16 protein-coding genes and 1 pseudogene are annotated in these 14,757 nt (G+C 66.5%); 11 read left to right on the top strand and 6 right to left on the bottom strand.

Going from position 1 to position 14,757, the window contains the following annotated elements; all coding sequences use genetic code 11:
• A pseudogene (locus ACPUER_RS34145) lies at window positions 1-490 on the bottom strand (type III secretion system cytoplasmic ring protein SctQ); the annotation flags it as partial.
• Between the two features lie 389 nt (window positions 491-879).
• Window positions 880-1,278 carry a winged helix-turn-helix domain-containing protein gene (locus tag ACPUER_RS34140; RefSeq protein ID WP_425133249.1) on the bottom strand — a complete coding sequence of 133 codons (399 nt, stop codon included), beginning with the start codon at window positions 1,276-1,278 and terminating at the stop codon, window positions 880-882.
• 427 nt (window positions 1,279-1,705) lie between these two features.
• Between ACPUER_RS34140 and ACPUER_RS34135 the strand changes: the two genes are divergently transcribed.
• Entirely contained in the window at window positions 1,706-2,908 is a 1,203-nt protein-coding gene (locus ACPUER_RS34135) for a Fic family protein (protein ID WP_175959561.1), read from the top strand.
• A gap of 123 nt (window positions 2,909-3,031) precedes the next feature.
• Here ACPUER_RS34135 and ACPUER_RS34130 read toward each other — a convergent pair whose 3' ends face one another.
• Entirely contained in the window at window positions 3,032-5,242 is a 2,211-nt protein-coding gene (locus ACPUER_RS34130; protein WP_425133248.1) for a molybdopterin cofactor-binding domain-containing protein, read from the bottom strand.
• 2 nt (window positions 5,243-5,244) lie between these two features.
• Window positions 5,245-5,706 carry a (2Fe-2S)-binding protein gene (locus ACPUER_RS34125; protein WP_034180497.1) on the bottom strand — a complete coding sequence of 154 codons (462 nt, stop codon included), beginning with the start codon at window positions 5,704-5,706 and terminating at the stop codon, window positions 5,245-5,247.
• A gap of 181 nt (window positions 5,707-5,887) precedes the next feature.
• Here ACPUER_RS34125 and ACPUER_RS34120 point away from each other — a divergent pair, with 181 nt between their 5' ends.
• The gene (locus tag ACPUER_RS34120) at window positions 5,888-6,811 is read left to right on the top strand and encodes an AraC family transcriptional regulator (RefSeq protein ID WP_175959559.1); all 924 of its coding nucleotides are present in this window, start codon (window positions 5,888-5,890) and stop codon (window positions 6,809-6,811) included.
• Window positions 6,812-6,842: 31 nt separating this feature from the next.
• Window positions 6,843-7,286, top strand: a complete 444-nt coding sequence (locus ACPUER_RS34115) for a hypothetical protein (protein WP_425133247.1) — start codon at window positions 6,843-6,845, stop codon at window positions 7,284-7,286.
• A gap of 432 nt (window positions 7,287-7,718) precedes the next feature.
• On the opposite strand, the gene ACPUER_RS34110 is transcribed toward ACPUER_RS34115, so the two are convergent.
• Window positions 7,719-8,084, bottom strand: coding sequence for a hypothetical protein (locus tag ACPUER_RS34110; RefSeq protein WP_425133246.1), 366 nt, complete (start codon window positions 8,082-8,084; stop codon window positions 7,719-7,721).
• A gap of 137 nt (window positions 8,085-8,221) precedes the next feature.
• On the opposite strand from ACPUER_RS34110, the gene ACPUER_RS34105 reads away from it, so the two are divergent.
• From ACPUER_RS34105 to ACPUER_RS34090, 4 genes are all read left to right on the top strand, one after another.
• Entirely contained in the window at window positions 8,222-8,623 is a 402-nt protein-coding gene (locus ACPUER_RS34105; protein WP_425133245.1) for a hypothetical protein, read from the top strand.
• Between the two features lie 234 nt (window positions 8,624-8,857).
• Window positions 8,858-9,181, top strand: a complete 324-nt coding sequence (locus ACPUER_RS34100; protein WP_425133244.1) for a hypothetical protein — start codon at window positions 8,858-8,860, stop codon at window positions 9,179-9,181.
• Window positions 9,182-9,292: 111 nt separating this feature from the next.
• A complete protein-coding gene (locus ACPUER_RS34095; protein ID WP_425133243.1) occupies window positions 9,293-9,883 on the top strand; it encodes a hypothetical protein in 591 nt (196 codons plus the stop codon).
• Window positions 9,884-9,956: 73 nt separating this feature from the next.
• Window positions 9,957-10,238 (top strand): hypothetical protein, encoded by a 282-nt coding sequence (locus ACPUER_RS34090; RefSeq protein WP_425133242.1) that lies wholly within the window; start codon window positions 9,957-9,959, stop codon window positions 10,236-10,238.
• Here ACPUER_RS34090 and ACPUER_RS34085 read toward each other — a convergent pair.
• Window positions 10,222-10,536, bottom strand: coding sequence for a hypothetical protein (locus tag ACPUER_RS34085; RefSeq protein WP_244137231.1), 315 nt, complete (start codon window positions 10,534-10,536; stop codon window positions 10,222-10,224). The genes ACPUER_RS34090 and ACPUER_RS34085 overlap by 17 nt on opposite strands.
• Between ACPUER_RS34085 and ACPUER_RS34080 the strand changes: the two genes are divergently transcribed.
• From ACPUER_RS34080 to ACPUER_RS34065, 4 genes are all read left to right on the top strand, one after another.
• Window positions 10,523-11,833 (top strand): chemotaxis protein CheA, encoded by a 1,311-nt coding sequence (locus tag ACPUER_RS34080; protein WP_425133251.1) that lies wholly within the window; start codon window positions 10,523-10,525, stop codon window positions 11,831-11,833. The two genes, ACPUER_RS34085 and ACPUER_RS34080, sit on opposite strands and share 14 nt — an antisense overlap.
• Before the next feature lie 156 nt (window positions 11,834-11,989).
• Window positions 11,990-12,574, top strand: coding sequence for a hypothetical protein (locus tag ACPUER_RS34075; RefSeq protein ID WP_034180492.1), 585 nt, complete (start codon window positions 11,990-11,992; stop codon window positions 12,572-12,574).
• Between the two features lie 182 nt (window positions 12,575-12,756).
• Window positions 12,757-14,115 (top strand): sigma 54-interacting transcriptional regulator, encoded by a 1,359-nt coding sequence (locus tag ACPUER_RS34070; RefSeq protein WP_425133250.1) that lies wholly within the window; start codon window positions 12,757-12,759, stop codon window positions 14,113-14,115.
• A 130-nt stretch (window positions 14,116-14,245) separates the two neighbouring features.
• A partial coding sequence (locus tag ACPUER_RS34065; RefSeq protein WP_425133241.1) for a hypothetical protein occupies window positions 14,246-14,757 on the top strand: 512 nt, incomplete at its 3' end.

Below are 14,757 nucleotides of genomic sequence, written 5' to 3'. Positions count from 1 at the left end.
CGGCCGGTGCTGCGTGCCAGGCGGGCGCGCTCGCGGGCGGCGGCAGCAGTTCCACGCGCTGCCGCGTCGCGGCCTGCAGCACGGCCGTGAGCGGCGCGCACAGGTCGGCGAGCAGCGCCGCGCGGATCACGGCCGGCACGGCCGGGTCGGCCGCGTCGCCGAGCCATTCCGTTTCCGCGACCGGATCGATCCATAGCGTGCCGGTGGCCGGGCCGACGACGAAGCGATAGGCGTGCGCATCCGCGGCCGGCTCGGCATCGATGCGCCAGCGCACCTCGTACGCATGCTCGCCGAGCGTGACCGGAACGGCGCCGGTCGCGCAGTACGCGTGCGACAGCCCGCGCGCGGCGGCGGCGGACAGGCGCGGCAGGTAGGGCGACGCGTCGAGCGCGACCGCGGCCGGCGCAGCGGCGGGCGGCACGGAAGCGGCGGGCATGGCCCGGTTCGCGGCGTCGCCGGCGTCGGCATTCGTCAGGAACTGCGCAGGCACGGCGGGATCGGGGCGGATTCGGCGTCGGTTCGACGGGTTGTTATGGGGCCGGTGGCGCGGACGGGCACGCGGCTGCTGCGTCGATTGTAGGGACGGCCATGGCTGCGTGCCGCGCCGGAATCCGTAGTCGCGTGCGTCGCGCGGCGGCGGGGAGCGCGGGGCGCTACGAAGCGTGACGCCGCGCGATGGAATGCCGCGCAGCGCGATGCGCGGCGGCGGGCGGCCAAAAGCAACCGCCGCCCGGAGGCGGCGGTCGGGTCGCGACTGGCTGGCGGGCCGGGCGGCGTGCAGGCCGCATCCGGCTGGCGGGACGCGAAGCGCTGCGAACCTGCACAGCGCGGTGGGGGGAGTGCTGGCGCGCCGCGAGCGGGCGGCGCGCGGGTGAATCGTCAGGCGTAGTCGGCGGCCATCACGGCCGGCGGCGCGGCACGCAGGATCGGCGCCGCATCGTGGCGCTCGACGTGCGTCATTGCCGCACCGAACAGCACGAGGCGATAGCCGACCGCATAGATCGGGATGATCCGCAGGTTCTTGTCGTGCTCGAGCTGCAGCTTCGAACGGATCCGCGAGATATGGGTATCGAGCGTGCGCGACGACACGGCGAGCTCCCGGCCCCATACGGCTTCCTGGATTGCCTGCCGCGGCACGACCTTGTTCATGTTGTCGAGCAGGAATTCGACGACGTCGAATTCGCGCGGCGTAACGTCAATGACCTTGCTGTCGATTTCGATCGTGCGGCGCACGAAGTTGATTTTTATGTTGTCGATGTACAGGTATTTGCAATCCATGGTGGCCCTCGCATGTCCATAAAGGAGTGTTTTGCGGGTCATGTACTGCAACTTCCGGGCCAAGGGACGGAAGGTCAGGTGTCGACGGGGACGTGCCGGGCGCAGGCGGTGTGGAGCCTTGAATTCAAAAGAATTTTTAACGCGGGGCGCGGGGCGGGTGCGGAAGCGGGCGGAGCAATTTTGAAGAATTGTTACGTAGCATCGAGGGGGCGACGTTACGGGCGTTACGTCTGACGTAACGTGTGGGGGGGAAGCGGGAAATGGCGGGGTAACGCACTCGCCATCCGGATAAGGGGCGGACAAGACAAACCCTACATGGAACCCTACATTCAACTCTACATGGATCGATTGAAAGTCTATATAAATCAGTTAGATAAGTAGCTATAATTGCCGACATCAAACCCTACATGGAACCCGACAGCGAAGCATGACGACCGTCGCTACCTTCGAACCGTTGTTTCCCGAGGATCGTGTACTCGATCCGCTGCTTGAGCAGGCCGCCGAGCTCGTCGACTCTTCGCAGCGGTTGCTGGCCGTACGCGATACCCCGCTGGCCAGCGCGCTCGTGCCGCAGTTGCGCGCCATGAATTCGTACTACACGAACAAGATCGAAGGTCAGCATACGACGCCCGCAAAGATCGCGGCTGCGCTGCATCGGGATTATTCAACCGATATGGCCGAACGCAAGAAGCAACGCTTCGCGGTCGCGCATATCTCAACGGAAGCGGCGCTCGAGGAAGAGTGGCATGCGCTTCCGGTTGCCGCGCTATTCGAACCGGCACGAATTTCGGCCATTCACGATCGCTTCTTTTCCTGCTTGCCCGACGATGAACGACTTACCGGTGAGAAGGATGTCATCGTTCCAGGCGAATTTCGTCAGTCGGATGTGACGGTTGGGCGTCATCTGGCACCGGAGCCGGAGATGATCGAGCCGTTGCTTCAGGCCTGGGCCGCACGTTATGCCCGCATTCGCGCCAAGGAATATCAACTGATCGGTATCGCCTGTTCGCATCATCGTCTGACCTGGGTGCACCCGTTCATGGACGGTAACGGCCGGGTGGCACGTCTGCATTCGCATCTCGGATTACGCGCTGCCGATCTGACCCATGGTCTCTGGTCGCCGCTTCGGGGGCTGGCGCGGGAGCATGAGCAGTATTACGCCCGGCTGAGCGAGGCCGACCAGACGCGGCGTAACGATCTGGACGGTCGGGGCAATCTATCCCAGGAGGGGCTGGTCAAATTCGCGCGGTTCTTTCTCGACTGCTGCCAGGACCAGGTCGGTTTCATGGTGCATATGACGGAGTTCGACGGGGTGACGGGGCGTTTGCTGGATTTGCTGCGATACTTGGAGGCCAATCCGTGGACCATCCGTTCGGAAAAATCGGTCATCAAACCGGAAGCCGCGGCGCTGGCCATGGAGTTTGTGGCACTGCGCCGAACCGTAACGCGGGCGGAATTTGCCCAGATGCTGGGCGTAAGCGACGTACTGGCGCGCCGAATCGTTCGGTCGCTGCTGGATTGCGGGCTGCTGACTTCGCCTTCGCATCGAGGCGAGCTTTCCTTTGGATTGCCGCTGAGTGGCCTCCGGTTTCTCTTTCCGAGGCTTTGGCCAGAGGTCGAGCAGGAGTGAGTGCGGCTGGCGGGGCGTGCCGTGAGGCCTTGGCTCGAATGAGCATGATGTCTTCGGCGAGGCGCTGAAAAGCGCTGGCCGCAGGGCAACTTTCGCTCTGCGGCCAGCGTCGCTACCCACCCATCAAGCCTTCGCGCTATCCGCCGAATCGAACGGCAGCACGTAATGCCGCTTGCCCGTCGCCGCGAAGATCGCGTTCGCGACCGCCGGCCCGATCGGCGCGACGCCCGGCTCGCCGACCCCGGTCGGCGCTTCGGCCGACGGCACGATATACACCTCGACCTTCGGCATCTCGGCCATCCGCAGCACGTTGTAGCCGTCGAAGTTGCGCTGTTCGACCTGGCCGTCCTTCAGCGTGATCGCGCTGTGCAGCGCCGCACCGAGCCCGAAGCCGATGCCGCCTTCCATCTGCGCGGCGACGATGTCGGGATTGATCGCGATCCCGCAATCCACCGCGCACACCACGCGCTCGACCTTCACCTTGCCGTCCGCGTCGACCGACACCTCGGCCACCTGCGCGACATAGCTCTTGAACGCCTCGGCGACCGCGATCCCGCGCCCGCGGCCCTTCGGCAGCGGCTTGGCCGGATCCCAGCCGGCCTTCTGCGCGGCCAGTTCCAGCACCGCGCGCATGCGCGGCTCCTTCGCGAGCAGGTCGCGGCGGAACGCGTACGGATCCTTGCCGGCGGTGTGCGCGGCTTCGTCGATGAACGCCTCGACCGCGTAGGCCGTGTGCGAGCTGCCAACCACGCGCCACCACAGCACGGGCACGCCCGTCTTCGCGGTGGTGAGCTCGACCGACACGTTCGGCACCGCGTACGGCAGGTTCGCCGCGCCCTCGACCGACGTCGCATCGATGCCGTTCTTGACCATGAACGCCTCGAACGGCGTGCCTGCGAGGATCGACTGGCCGACGATCCGGTGGCGCCAGCCGACCAGCTTGCCGTCCGCGGTCAGGCCCGCGTCGAGCTTGTGGAAGTACATCGGCCGATAGAGGCCGCCCTGGATGTCGTCCTCGCGCGTCCATTGCAGCTTGACGGGCTTGCCGTCCGCGCCGAGCGCCTTCGCGATCGACACGGCCTCGACCACATAGTCCGACCACGCGTTCGCGCGCCGGCCGAAGCTGCCGCCCGCGTACAGCGTATGGATCTTCACCTGCTCGGGCTTCAGGCCCGCGACCTTGGCGGCGTTCGCCTGGTCGATCGTCTGGAACTGGTCGCCGGCCCAGATCTCGCAGCCGTCGCGCGTCAGCTTGACGACCGCGTCGAGCGGCTCCATCGGCGCGTGCGCGAGATACGGGAATTCGTATGTCGCGCTGAGCTTGCGCGCGGCGCCGGCGATCGCCGCGTCGGCGTCGCCGTCCTTGCGCGCCGACGTGCCCGGTTTCTCCGCGAGCTGCCGGTATTCGCGCATGATCTCGGCCGAGCCGCGCTTTTCGGAGTTGCTTTCGTCCCATTCGACCTTCAGCGCGTCGCGGCCCTGCTTCGCGGCCCAGAAGCCCGTCGCGACGACCGCGACGCCGCGCGGCACCTGCACGACCGACACGACGCCCGGCACCGCCTTCGCGGCCGTCGCGTCGAACGACTTGACCGTCGCGCCGAAGCGCGGCGGGCGCTGCAGCAGCGCGACGCGCATGCCGGGGAAGGTCGTGTCGAGCGTGAAAGGCGCGGTGCCGTTCGATTTCGCCGATGCATCGACGCGCGGAATCCGCTGGCCGATCAGCTTGAAATCGGCCGGCTGCTTCAGCACGACCTTGTCCGGCACGGGCAGCTTCGATGCGTCGGCGACGAGCGTGCCGTAGGCGGCCGTCTTGCCGCTCTTCGCATGCGTGACGACGCCATTGGCCGTCGTCAGCTCGCCGGCCGGCACCTTCCAGCGGGCCGCGGCGGCCGACACGAGCATCGCGCGGGCCTTGCCGCCCGCTTCGCGCAGCTGCTGCCACGAGTTCGCCATCGCCGAGCTGCCGCCCGTGCCCTGCATCGTGCCGAACGCGAGGTTCGCATAGCGCTTCGCGTCGGCCGGTGCGCTTTCGACGCGCACGCTCGACCAGTCGGCGTCGAGTTCCTCGGCGACGATCGTCGCGATGCCCGTATACGCGCCCTGGCCCATTTCGACGTGCTTCGCGATGACCGTGACGGCGCCGTCGGGCGTGATGCGCAGGAACGCGTTCGGCGCGAAATCGGCGGCCGGCGCGGTTGCGGCGAGCGCGCGGCGGCCGAGGCCGGCCCATTCGAAGCCGATGGTCAGGCTGACGGCGGCCGCAGCGCCCGCGGCCTTCAGGAACGTGCGGCGCGACGGACGCACCGAATCGCGGTTGTCGAGTTCGATCGTCATGGTCAGGCTCCCAGCGTCGCGGCCGCGTCGTGGATCGCGGCCCGGATGCGGGCGTAGGTCGCACAGCGGCACAGGTTGCCGTTCATCGCGGCGTCGATGTCCGCGTCGGTCGGCTTCGGGTTCTGTTCGAGCAGTGCGGTGGCCGACATGATCTGGCCGGACTGGCAATAGCCGCATTGCGGAACCTGCTGCTTGACCCACGCGGCCTGCACGGCCTGCGCGGGCTTGCTCTGCAGGCCTTCGATCGTCGTGACGTGCTTGCCGGCGATACCGGCGAGCGGCAGCACGCACGAGCGGACGGCCTGGCCTTCGAGATGCACCGTGCACGCGCCGCACTGCGCCATGCCGCAGCCGAACTTCGTGCCGGTCAGTCCCGCGTGTTCGCGAATCGCCCAGAGGACGGGCATCGACGGATCGGCGTCGAGCGTGACGTTCTTGCCGTTGAGGACAAACGAGGTAGGCATTTTGGTTGTCTCCGTGGGGAAAACCCGGCATGCGCCCGGTTAGCCGGCAGTGTGCGCGAGCAGCCGGGTTTTGCGTCTACCCAATCCTGCAAATTTATTGAACAATCCTGCAAACCCCGGGCGCGGCGCGGGTGGTTTCGCTATGCTCCCGCGACATGGGGAAATCAATCGAGGATGCGTCATGGACATGACCGATATCGTCGCGTCGCGCGAATCCGGACGGCGCGAACTGGCGTCGCTGATCGGCCGTTTCGCACCGGCGGACGGCTCGCATTCGACGGCTGTGCCAGGCCTGATGCTGCATCGGCATACGCGTCCGGTCGATCTCGGCTGCGCCGTGTCGTGTGCCGCGCTGGTGATCGCGGGGCAGGGCGCGAAGCGCGTGATCGTGGCCGGCCACGCTTACGAATACGACACGCAGAATTGCCTGATTACGTCGATCGACTTGCCGATCCTGTCGCGCGTGACGCGCGCGTCGCCGGAGGAACCCTACCTGTGCCTGTCGCTGAGGCTCGATCCGCAGCGGATCGTGGAGCTCGCGGCCGAGATGCGGCTGCCCGAGCCCGACGCGGGCCCCGAAGGCGAAGGGATCGCGCTCGCCGAGCTGACGCCGCCGCTGCTCGACGCCGCGCTGCGGCTGTTGCGATTGCTCGATACGCCGGCCGACATTCCGGTCGTCGCGCCGCTGATCGAAAAGGAACTGCTGTACCGGCTGATGACGAGCGGGCAGGGCACGCGGCTGCGGCATATGGCGATCGCGGGCAGCCAGACGCACCGGATCGCGCGCGCGATCGAATGGATCCGCGATCACTACGCGGAGCCGATGCGCGTCGAGACGCTCGCGCAGGCGGTCAACATGAGCGTGTCGTCGCTGCACCACCATTTCAAGCACGTGACGACGCTAAGCCCGCTGCAGTACCAGAAGCAGCTGCGGTTGCACGAGGCGCGGCGGCTGTTGTTGCGGCAGGGCGGCGACGTCGGGTCGGTGGCTGCCGTGGTCGGCTACGAGAGCGCGTCGCAGTTCAGCCGCGAATACAGCCGGCTGTTCGGCGCGCCGCCGATGCGCGACGTCGTGCACCTGCGGAAGAAGGAACTGCTCGGCTGACGCGGCGGCGGCCGGCCCGAACGCGCGGCCGGTGCGCCGCTGGGCCATGGCCGCGGGGCGTCGCTCGGCGGCCATCGGCAATTTCGCGACGACCGGCGCTTGCAGGAACGTCGCTGCCGACGCGCGGTGTGCCGCGTTCGACGTTGCGCGTGACGCGAACGCCGATCGATCGGTGGTGATCTTCATCGCCTTTTCCCCGACGTATTGTTTGACGAGCGGCCGCCATCCGCAATCCGTGTGCCGTTGCGTGCCGCTCGGTGAGAACCGGAAATCAGGCAATCGGCACGCCGTGAACGACGCAAACCCGCGGTGCGCGGGCGAGGGCGTGAAATTGCTGCACGATATGCGCGCTTGTGTTTCACGCGTGAATGATGGGGACAGGAAAATACCTCGGGCGATGGCCGGATCGATGTGGTTCGATACGAATAAAATTGCGATAAATCAGGCGTTTGTGGGATTTTTTGACATGAAATAAGGCGTTGAATCGGTGTGTTTCAACGATGAGAAAAGCGTAGGTGGCTGCTTGAAAAACGTTTCTTCGATGTATTGCCCGTCGGGTGGCCCAAGGTGTGAAGAGGGCGAATGAAAATGAAAAACTGTTGCGCTGGCTTCGGCCTGGATTGCGCGTTTTAATTTGTTTTGGTTGTTACGCCGGTAATGGTCTGGATGACAAAATCATGTCGCATGATCGCGTCGGTATTTTCAAAGTTGAATCGAAATCATTTCGCCGGTCGAGACGAATGCGTGTCGCAGGCACATCGGGGGCGGCCGCGCGGGCTTGCAGAACGGGGCGCCGCACGCTTCGATTCCCGTTCGTCCGGGCATTGGAGGCCGGCCGAACGTGTCGCGACGCACGGTTCGCAAGCGAAAAAACGGATGCAGCGGGCGATGCGTGACAGCGCGCTTCTCAAGTTTGAAACACTCGTTCACCTGGCCGTCCGGCGAGGGCCGGCGTGCCGGATTCGTCCGTCAAATCGTGATATTGCTTCGCGATGCGCAATGATCGGCGCGTGTGCCCGACCGTTGTCGCGATACATTCCTGAAACAAAAAGTTACGTTCCCGGCGATTCGAGCCGGCGCGCTGGCCGTTCGACGCGCGCAATGAGCGGTGGAATAACGCGTGGCACGCTGCTTGCGCTACTGGACGCACCGGCGAGCGGTCGACACGATGCAACAACGATGTGGGGGCGGCCAACTCGTCAATAAGCCAGTCGGGGAAACGGCAATGAAGACTATAAGCAGTGGCTTGATCGGCGCGTTCTTTGCGCACCATAGGGGGAGTCGGAAAGTTCGGGGTATCGCTTGCGACGCAGTGCCAGCGTCGCGGGTCGCGCCTTGCCGATTTCCCGCCCTCCGCACGCTCCGCGTGCTGGAGCGGTTGTCGCTCCGTGCGGCAGCCAGGCGACAGCGGTGCTCGCCTTCATTCAGTTCACCCGGATGGGTCAGCCTGTTCGTGCCGGACAGCGTGACGCCGATTCGTCTTCAACCGTGCAACGCAGTTTCGATCGCACCGGGTCAATACCGGTGCCGGCCGGATTAGATCGAACGCCTGTCGGCCGGATTATCCGGAAACCTTTCGTCGCTCCCTCAGGGAGCAGACATGCCGTCTGGCTGCAATGCAGGCCATTTTTCGCTCGGCTAAAGGGCGCATTTTTAGCGGCGCTGCATTTTGCGGTGGTAAATGTACTCGCGCATTTTCGATTTCGGAAGCGGGTGCCGGTGCCGGCATTGGTTTCCGGCGGGGTGTCGAAAATCGCGGGCCGGAAATGTATGTTCGTCATTCCGGTTCATCTAATCAGGGTGTTTTCGTGAAATATTAAATATTAGTAAAAATAATGGAAAACACGCGATCATAAATTTTGGACAACTTAAAAACACAAAATTAAACTTCGGCTGGCCAAAAAATCCAAAATACATGGATTTAAAAGAAAACAGGAATCTCGCAATTTGATAGTGGTCCTTATTTTTTAGGATTGCTCAAGTCAGGAAGGTTGATGGCGTGCAATCTTCCCGGCTCATTTCGTCCACGCCGTTATGGAGTCGACCATGAAGAAGCTTCTCCTTGCAGCAGCAGTTCTGGCCGTTTCGGGTGCAGCGTTCGCAGCCAGCGGCACGGTGTCGAGCAGCAACTCGACGAGCGGCGGTTCGACGATGGCCGGTGTTGCCGGGTTCGGTCATTTCACCGCGACCGATTCCGGCGCGGCACTCGGCGCAGCCGGTGCGGTTGCCGGCGGCCCGGGCAGCGGTTCGATCTCGTACACCAACCACACGCAATCGTCGTCGGTCAGCGGCTTCGGCTTCGGCGGCGCACAGGCTGGCGGCACGAGCGGCGCGAATGCCGGCTCGATCGGCTGGACGATTCACCACTAAGCCGCGGCGCGTAGCGTTCGTCATTGGCTGGCGGTACGGATGCCGGGTTTCGCTGTATGCGGGCAGGCCCGGCTCCGCCACCGCAGAACTTCCTCACAGCAAGGGATTGCTATGAAAGCCAACGTCATATTAGCGACAGCGCTCACCGTCATATCGTCGGCTGCATTGGCAGCCGGTTCGTCCACGACCAACCAGACGCAATCCGTTGCGGCGGGTGTTTCCGGTTCGGTACTGGTCGGCTCCGGCAGCTATACCAGCAATTCGACTTCGACGGCGGGCGCGAATGCAGGCAGTACCGTCACACCCGCTGGTTCCGCCGGCACGGCATCCGCGTTTCACAACTCGACCTCGACGGCCAGCGGTTCGGGCACGAACGGGGGCGCGTTCGCGGCAGGCGGCGGTATCGGTGCCGCAGGCTCGTTCGGCGGAAACGGCAGCACGAACGAGAACGCGAATGCGCTGTCGGGAGGGGTGACCGCCACGATCGTACTCGGCGCGAACCACTACACGGCTACGGGTGCGAACGACCAGGGCATTGCCAACGCGGGTGCTGCCGGGCTGACGGGCAGTGGCGGGTCAGGCGCGATCGCGGGTTCGAATCACTACAACTCGTCGACCGTGTGGAGTACCGGTCCGGCCGGCTCGCCGTCCGCATCGGGCGGAAGCCTGGGCAGTTCCAGCGCGACCGGAAGCAGTCATTAGCCAGGTGTGGGGGGACCAGTTTCCCAGCGACGCTGGTCTCTTTTTCCGCACTGTTGCCACGTAAGGAGTTGGCATGAAGCAGAAACTGATTGCCGCCGCTCTGATGCTCGCGTTTCTGACGGCGTATGGTGCTGACCGTGCTGCCGATGGTGTGCAATCGAATATGCAGACGTCAAACAACCCTGACCAGACAATCAAACCGTCAGAACGACAAACGCTTTCGTCGGGCAGTGCCATCGGCGGACCGGGCGCCCAGCAGTGGCAGGGTATGTCGGCCGGCTCGTGGTCCCAGCTGGGCAGCGGCTGGAAGCAGTTTGGGGAAGCAGCAAAGACTGAAGTCATTCAGGGGAATTAGTACGGTTGCCTGGGTGGGAGGTCAAACCTCGTCCGGAGAGTGAAATGAACAGCAACAGGATCAAGGTGGCATGTGCGGCGATGTTCGCGATGACCACGATCGGGGCCCAGGCGCAAACCGCCGATTCGACTTCGAGCGCGCAGTCCTCGACGTCGTCGACGGCGATCAGCCAGGGCGGCGGCTCGAGCATGAACACGAACACCACGAGCTCGCGCGGCGGCAATGCCGCCAGCAGCAGCGGGGTTCGCGGCAGCGGCAATTCGAGCGTGAATGTGAACGTGACGATGCCGTCCAGCACGAGCGGCGGCTCGAACGTGACGCCGCAGAGCGTGAGCTCGCTCCAGGCACCCGGCTCGCCCGGCACCAATCCGTACAACACCCAGATATCGGAAAACGTCAACTACTCGGGTACGCAGACGATCAAGACGAACCCGTCCATCCAGGCGCCCGGCCTCACGACCACGTTGTCCGACACCTGCATGGGGTCGGTGAGCGTCGGCGTGTCGTTCCCGGGGTTCGGTGCGACGGGCGGCACGACGCTGGTCGACCAGGCCTGCGTCCGTCGTCTCGATGCGCGCGAATTCCGCGCGATGGGCCTGACCGACGTGGCGCTCGCGCTGCTCTGCCAGAGCGACGCGAACCGGCGCGCGGTGGAAGCGACCGGGCACCTGTGCCCGGGCACGACCGCGCCGCTCGCACGTTCGAATGTCGCGCCCAGCGTCGAAGCGACCGTCGCCGACGACGTGAAGTATCACGATCCGATCGTGCGCAATCGCATGGGCCTGCCGCCGCTCGACGCAGCCGCGCCGGCGCCGGCGCACGCGCGCCCGGTGGCGACGACCGCGGGGCAGGCGGCGCCGATTCCGGTCCCGGTGCCCGTGCCGGCGATCGCCGTGCCGACCGTCGCCAGCAAGGCGCCGGATGCCGCGCAGGCGGCTGCCGCGAAGGCGTCGCAAGCGGCGGCCGTCGTGCCCGCTGCTGCCGCACCGGTTGCCGCGACAGTGCCGGCGGTTGCCGCCGCGTCGGCTGTCGCACCGGCCGCTGCTGCGCCGGCCGCGATGAGTGCGGTGCCCGCCGCGGCCATCGTCGCTGTGAAGGCCCCCGAGCCTGCGCCGGCTGTCGCCGACAAGGCCTCCGAGCGTGCACCGGCTGTCGCCGACAAGGCTCCCGAGCCCGCGCCGGCCGTTGCCGACAAGATCCCCGAGCCCGTGCAGCCCGTCGCCGACAAGGCGCCGGAGCCGATGCCGGCCGCGACCGACAACGCAGCGCAAGCCGCTGCCGCGCCGGCTGCTGCCGTCGTCGCGGCGCACGCAGTCGATGCGAAGGTGGCGGACAGCGCGCAAGCCGCACCGGCCGCGGTCGCCGCCGCGCCGCAGGCGGCGGATGCTGCGATGGCCGCACCGGCAGCCGACATGCCGGCCGCCGACGCGAAGGTGCCGGGCGCGGTCGAATCCGCGGCCGCACCGGCGCAGCCTGCCGACATGTCGGCGTTGACCGATCCGGCGAAGGCGTTGCCGCCGGCCCCGGTCGACCAGCAGGCTGCACCGGCTGCACCGGCCGCGCCGGCGGTCATCTCGACGAGCACGTCGTCGTAAGCACGCGGGTCGGGCAGCCGTGCGACCGGAACGCCGGACGCACGGCTGCCGTTCGGACCCGATGTGCGACGGTCGTTCCCGGTTTGACGGGTGTTGGTCCGATCCCCGAGGTCAACACCTCTTTTTGCGTGACGAGGATGCAAGGAGGCCTCAATCATGAGGATCTTTTTGGTCGCTTTGCTGCTGGTCAGCGTGCAAGCCGCTGCGCAGTCGGTTTTCCAGAATCCGGCGGTCTTCGTCATCCTGAGCGAGCAGACCCTCGCGAACGCCGCGAGCGTCCAGCAGGCGCTGACGACGCTCGGCCGACCCGACAACACGGCATGCGTGCCGATGATGATGGTCGGCGACCCGCAGATGATTTACATGATGCCCGAGGAAGGTCACGCGCCGTCGTGGCGATCGCCGGTGTACGGCCGCGGCGCGCCGTTCGAAGCGCAAAACGGGCCGACGCCGACGGGCAAGACGGTCGGCGCGATGCAGCACGCCGAGGACATGCAGACGCAGCCGTGGAGCGACGGCAGCGCGATCACGCAGAAGATCGCCGGCGAGTCGAGCATGTCGGCGGCAGGCAGGGTGAGCGAGTGGCAGCGCAACGGGCTCGACAGGATCGAGACGGCCCGCGCGACGGACGTGACGGTAAACGGCAAGACCTACCGCGCCTATCGCGACGATCTGAACCGGGCGGCGAAGCCGGTCGTCGAGCCGCAGATCTACATGCAGCGTGTCGTTTTCTGCCGGTAACGAAACACGAAACATCAATCCGAGGACAGGCCGGCGCCGCGCCGCGGGACTACGAGACCCCGTCACACGCGAACCGGCAACGGCCGTCCCGACATACAACCCTAAGCGGCGAGGCCATCGTGAACTATAGCTGCCAGATCAGGGTGTCAGGCCCGCAGGATGTCGAACGCGAGGCCGGCACGATGCCGTTCCTCGCGATCCGGTGCAACCATGTCGTGCCGTCGCGGCCGCTCGTCTACCTGTCGCAGCGGCACGATGCAGCGCTCGCCGACTGTCTCGCGTTGCGCGGCTGGGACGTGTGGCGCGCGAAAACCGTTGCGGACGCACTGAATCTCGTCAAGGCGAACCGCCCGCACGCGGGGATCGTCGATTTCGGCAGCTTCGCGTCGCCCGACGTCGCGTCGTTCGAGGCGCTGCTGCGCGACCCGCGCGTCGGCTGGGTTGCGCTCGCCGACAGCGAGCGGCTGCGCGACATTTCCTTCGCACGCCTGATCCGCCACTGCTGTTTCGACTACGTGCGCAACACGACGGCCTACACGACGATCGGCTATCTCGCCGGCCATGCGTACGGGATGCTGAAGCTTGCGGACGGCGACCCGGCCGCGGAGGCGCCGCCGCCCGACGGCACGATGATCGGTTCGTGCGACGCGATGCGCCGGCTGTTCGCGACGATCCGCAAGGTCGCGAACACGGATACCACCGTGTTCATCGCCGGCGAATCGGGCACCGGCAAGGAACTGACGGCGGCGGCGATCCACCGGCAGTCGGCGCGCGTCGCGGCGCCGTTCGTTGCCGTGAACTGCGCGGCCATTCCGTCGACGCTGCTGCAGGCCGAACTGTTCGGTCACGAGCGCGGCGCGTTCACGGGGGCGCACCAGCGCAAGGTCGGCCGCATCGAGGCCGCGCATGGCGGCACGCTGTTTCTCGACGAAATCGGCGACATGCCGTTCGAGAGCCAGGCGAGCCTGCTGCGGTTCCTGCAGGAAGGCAGGATCGAGCGGCTCGGCGGGCACGCGTCGATCCCGGTGGACGTGCGGATCGTGTCGGCGACCCACGTCGATCTCGAGGCCGCGATGCAGGCGGGGCGGTTCCGCGCCGACCTGTACTACCGTCTGTGCGTGCTGCGCATCGACGAGCCGCCGCTGCGCGTGCGCGGCCGCGACATCATGCTGCTCGCCGATGACATGCTGCGGCGCTATCGCGGCGACAGTGCGTACCGGATTCGCGGCTTCATGCCGTGCGCGGTCGAGGCGATCCACAACTATTCGTGGCCCGGGAACGTGCGCGAGCTGATCAACCGGATCCGGTTCGCGGTCGTGATGACGAACGGCCCGATGATCTCGGCCGCCGATCTCGAACTGCACCAGTACACGTCGCGGCAGCTGCCGACGCTCGCCGAAGTGCGCCGGCAGGCCGAGCGGAGCGCGATCGAGGAAACGCTGCTGCGCCACCGCCACCAGCAAGCGGACGTCGCGGCGGAACTGGGCATTTCGCGCGCGACGCTGTACCGCCTGATGACCGCGCACGGGCTGCACGGCTGACGCGCGGTGGCGCGCGTGAGCTAAAGACCGTGCGGCGGCGGCCGTTAAAACATGAAATGGCCCGTCCGGACCGCCGACGCATCGATGCGCGCGGCCGGCACGCGGCGTATCACGCTTATCCGGGGTTATCGTGGCAGAGTGCAGTCACTGCGGCAGGACGTTCCTGGTCGGCGGGCAGTCGATCGATGGCCGCCGCTATTGCAGTCCGGCGTGCGCGCACGCGCATCCGATCGTCGTCGAGGCCGAGCGGGTGCCCGACGCGAAGGTCCGGCAGTACGTCGACGACTGGCGGTACGGGCCGTGCCCGATTTGCCTGCGCGAAGGGCATCCGGTCGACGTCCACGCGTCGCATCGCGTCGTATCGCTGGTGTTCGTCACGCGCTGGGCGACGCGGCGCCACGTGTGCTGCCGCCGCTGCGGCCGCAAGAAGCAGGCGATCGCGCTGCTTGCATCGGTCACGCTCGGCTGGTGGGGACTGCCGTGGGGCATCGTGCTGACGCCGATCCAGCTCGCGCGCAACGCGCTCGGGCTGGCCGCGCGCGATCCGGAGGTCGCGACCCAGCAGTTCGAGCAGCTCGTGCGGCGCAAGCTGGCGGAGCGCCGGCTGCAGCGCGCGCGGCAGGGCGCGCGGCAGGGCGCCGC

Source organism: Burkholderia sp. DN3021 (assembly GCF_049805555.1).
In the GTDB taxonomy this organism is placed as follows: domain Bacteria; phylum Pseudomonadota; class Gammaproteobacteria; order Burkholderiales; family Burkholderiaceae; genus Burkholderia; species Burkholderia pyrrocinia_C.
The sequence above is the reverse complement of the archived record's forward strand: the minus strand, read 5'-3'. Positions and strand labels throughout refer to the sequence as shown.

Coding starts and splice junctions, on each gene's coding strand:
- ACPUER_RS34140 (WP_425133249.1), bottom strand. CDS start 1,278: ATGGATTGCAAATACCTGTACATCGACAACATAAAAATCAACTTCGTG.
- ACPUER_RS34135 (WP_175959561.1), top strand. CDS start 1,706: ATGACGACCGTCGCTACCTTCGAACCGTTGTTTCCCGAGGATCGTGTA.
- ACPUER_RS34130 (WP_425133248.1), bottom strand. CDS start 5,242: ATGACGATCGAACTCGACAACCGCGATTCGGTGCGTCCGTCGCGCCGC.
- ACPUER_RS34125 (WP_034180497.1), bottom strand. CDS start 5,706: ATGCCTACCTCGTTTGTCCTCAACGGCAAGAACGTCACGCTCGACGCC.
- ACPUER_RS34120 (WP_175959559.1), top strand. CDS start 5,888: ATGGACATGACCGATATCGTCGCGTCGCGCGAATCCGGACGGCGCGAA.
- ACPUER_RS34110 (WP_425133246.1), bottom strand. CDS start 8,084: ATGGTGCGCAAAGAACGCGCCGATCAAGCCACTGCTTATAGTCTTCAT.
- ACPUER_RS34100 (WP_425133244.1), top strand. CDS start 8,858: ATGAAGAAGCTTCTCCTTGCAGCAGCAGTTCTGGCCGTTTCGGGTGCA.
- ACPUER_RS34095 (WP_425133243.1), top strand. CDS start 9,293: ATGAAAGCCAACGTCATATTAGCGACAGCGCTCACCGTCATATCGTCG.
- ACPUER_RS34090 (WP_425133242.1), top strand. CDS start 9,957: ATGAAGCAGAAACTGATTGCCGCCGCTCTGATGCTCGCGTTTCTGACG.
- ACPUER_RS34080 (WP_425133251.1), top strand. CDS start 10,523: ATGCCGTCCAGCACGAGCGGCGGCTCGAACGTGACGCCGCAGAGCGTG.
- ACPUER_RS34075 (WP_034180492.1), top strand. CDS start 11,990: ATGAGGATCTTTTTGGTCGCTTTGCTGCTGGTCAGCGTGCAAGCCGCT.
- ACPUER_RS34070 (WP_425133250.1), top strand. CDS start 12,757: ATGCCGTTCCTCGCGATCCGGTGCAACCATGTCGTGCCGTCGCGGCCG.